Source organism: Mesorhizobium sp. M7A.F.Ca.US.014.04.1.1 (genome assembly GCF_003998745.1).
Taxonomy (GTDB): Bacteria; Pseudomonadota; Alphaproteobacteria; order Rhizobiales; family Rhizobiaceae; genus Mesorhizobium; species Mesorhizobium ciceri.
Map to the genome: position 1 here is coordinate 1 of NZ_RZRW01000719.1, position 2,579 is coordinate 2,579.

At 61.1% G+C, this 2,579-nt stretch carries 4 protein-coding genes; 3 read left to right on the forward strand and 1 reads right to left on the reverse strand.

All coding sequences use genetic code 11. The annotated features are described in order from the left end of the window. The first annotated feature begins 41 nt into the window (after positions 1 to 41). The 3 genes from EOA22_RS30455 (at position 42) to EOA22_RS30465 (ending at position 2,236) form a co-directional block, all read left to right on the forward strand. Entirely contained in the window at positions 42 to 1,253 is a 1,212-nt protein-coding gene (locus EOA22_RS30455; RefSeq protein WP_063167815.1) for an NADP-dependent isocitrate dehydrogenase, read from the forward strand. 137 nt (positions 1,254 to 1,390) lie between these two features. Continuing rightward, positions 1,391 to 1,570, forward strand: coding sequence for a hypothetical protein (locus EOA22_RS30460; RefSeq protein ID WP_027162373.1), 180 nt, complete (start codon positions 1,391 to 1,393; stop codon positions 1,568 to 1,570). A gap of 12 nt (positions 1,571 to 1,582) precedes the next feature. Next, complete coding sequence (locus tag EOA22_RS30465; RefSeq protein WP_063167814.1) at positions 1,583 to 2,236, forward strand: glutathione S-transferase family protein; 654 nt, start codon at positions 1,583 to 1,585, stop codon at positions 2,234 to 2,236. A gap of 52 nt (positions 2,237 to 2,288) precedes the next feature. Here the strand turns inward: EOA22_RS30465 and EOA22_RS30470 are convergent. Continuing rightward, a partial coding sequence (locus EOA22_RS30470) for a DHHA1 domain-containing protein (protein ID WP_245478722.1) occupies positions 2,289 to 2,579 on the reverse strand: 291 nt, incomplete at its 5' end.

Genomic DNA, 2,579 nt, shown 5'->3' on the forward strand with positions numbered 1-2,579 from the left:
GGCAAGGCCGTCCCACATCCCAGCAACGAGGCATTCTTTCCATGGCGAAGATCAAGGTGGCGAACCCGGTCGTCGAACTCGACGGCGACGAGATGACCCGCATCATCTGGCAGTTCATCAAGGACAAGCTGATCCACCCTTATCTCGACCTCAAGCTGGAATATTACGACCTCGGCGTGGAACACCGCGACGCCACCAACGACCAGGTGACGATCGATTCGGCCAACGCCATCAAGAAATACGGCGTCGGCGTGAAATGCGCGACGATCACGCCTGACGAGCAGCGCGTCGAGGAGTTCAAGCTGAAGAAGATGTGGAAGTCGCCGAACGGCACCATCCGCAACATCCTCGGCGGCACCATCTTCCGCGAGCCGATCATCATGAAGAACGTGCCGCGCCTGGTGCCCGGCTGGACCAAGCCAATCATCGTCGGCCGTCACGCTTTCGGCGACCAGTACCGCGCCACCGATTTCCGCTTCCCCGGCAAGGGCAAGCTGACCATCAAGTTCGTCGGCGAGGACGGCCAGGTGATCGAGCACGATGTGTACGACGCGCCCGGCGCCGGTGTCGCCATGGCCATGTACAATCTCGATGAGTCGATCCGCGAGTTCGCCCGCGCCTCGCTGAACTACGGCTTGCTGCGCAACTACCCGGTCTATCTGTCGACCAAGAACACCATCCTGAAGGCCTATGACGGCCGCTTCAAGGACATCTTCCAGGAGGTCTACGAGGCTGAATTCGAGACCGAGTTCAAGTCGAAGAAGCTGTGGTACGAGCACCGCCTGATCGACGACATGGTAGCCTCCGCCCTGAAATGGTCGGGCGGCTATGTCTGGGCCTGCAAGAACTATGACGGCGACGTCCAGTCCGACACGGTCGCGCAAGGTTTCGGCTCACTCGGCCTGATGACCTCGGTGCTGATGACGCCGGACGGCAAGACGGTGGAAGCCGAAGCCGCGCACGGCACCGTTACCCGCCACTATCGCCAGCACCAGAAGGGCGAGGAAACCTCGACCAATTCGATCGCCTCGATCTTCGCCTGGACGCGGGGGCTCGCCCACCGCGCCAAGCTCGACGACAATGCCGAGCTGAAGCGCTTTGCCGACACGCTGGAAAAGGTCTGTATCCAGACGGTCGAGTCCGGCTTCATGACCAAGGACCTGTCGCTGCTGATCGGCCCCGACCAGCCCTGGCTGTCGACCACCGGTTTCCTCGACAAGATCGACGAGAATTTGCAGAAAGCGATGGCGTAGGCATGTCGTCCAAAGGCTTCGCTCGATATTGATCTCGTGCGCGACAGCACTGAGTTAACGACAAAGACTTGAGGCGTGTCGAAGTGCAAATCTGTCTTCCGTGGATGAGCTGGATTTGCGAAAATAGGTAGATGTAAATGGCTATGTGGTTCGATCAGCAAGAACGGCTAAAGAGTACCAAGGGCAAAGAGCTCTTGGACTCCATGCCGAAGTTTGAGGTGCAAGCTGCCAATGTCGCTCCCGCTCCGGCGGAGCTTGGAGGCAAGATCACGCTCGTCATCGAAGATGGCAAGCCCGTTGTGAAGATAAAAGAATAGAGCGTCGCCCGCATCGATCATAGCGTCAACACCACATCGTCGAGCAAGCCCATCGTCTACGGGGCGGACTATAGCGTCTATGTGCGCATCGTCCGCCTCGTGCTTGAGGAAAAAGGCATCGACTACGAGCTTGTGCCAGTCGATGTCTTTGCCGCCGACGGGATTCCCGCCTGGTATTTCGAACATCATCCGTTCGGCCGCATCCCGGCCTTCGAGCATGACGGATTCCGGCTGTTCGAGACGAGCGCGATTGCCAGATATGTTGACGAGGCGTTCGACGGGCCAGCGCTGCAAGCGACGGAGCCTCGTGGCCGCGCAACCATGAACCAGATCATCGGCATGCTCGATGCCTATGCCTACAGATCGATGGTCTGGGATGTCGCCGTCGAGCGGCTGGAGAAGGCTCAGCCGGATGAGGCGTTGATCGCCGGCGGCCTTGCTCAGGCGAGCAAAGCGCTTCGGACGCTGTCCGCGCTGAAAGCGCCGGGACCGTGGCTGCTGGGCGACCAGCTGACGCTGGCCGACCTGCATGCCGCACCGATCATCGGTTATTTCGTCAAGGTCGCCGAGGGGCGAAATCTGCTGGCCGAGTTCCCTGATATCCGGGACTGGTATGCGCGCATTGCGGCTCGGCCGAGCTTCGTGCGGACTGAAAAAATCGGCTGATAAGTGACGTCCGCTGTCCCTCCAACCGTTGCTTTAAATTCAGTCCACTCGCCTACGCCGCTTCGAGTGCCGCCCTTACCGCAGCAATCGCATCATCGGCCTTGGAAGCGTCGGGGCCGCCGGCCTGGGCCATGTCGGGCCGTCCGCCGCCGCCCTGCCCGCCGAGTGCCGCCGAGGCCACTCGGACAAGGTCGACGGCGCTGAAGCGGCCGACGAGGTCGTCGGTGACGGCCACCACGACGCTTGCCTTGTTGTCTTCGCCGGCGCCGACGAAGACGACGACGCCGGAGCCGAGCGACGTCTTGCCGGCAGCGGCCAGCGGCTTCAGGTCCTTCGGTGAGAC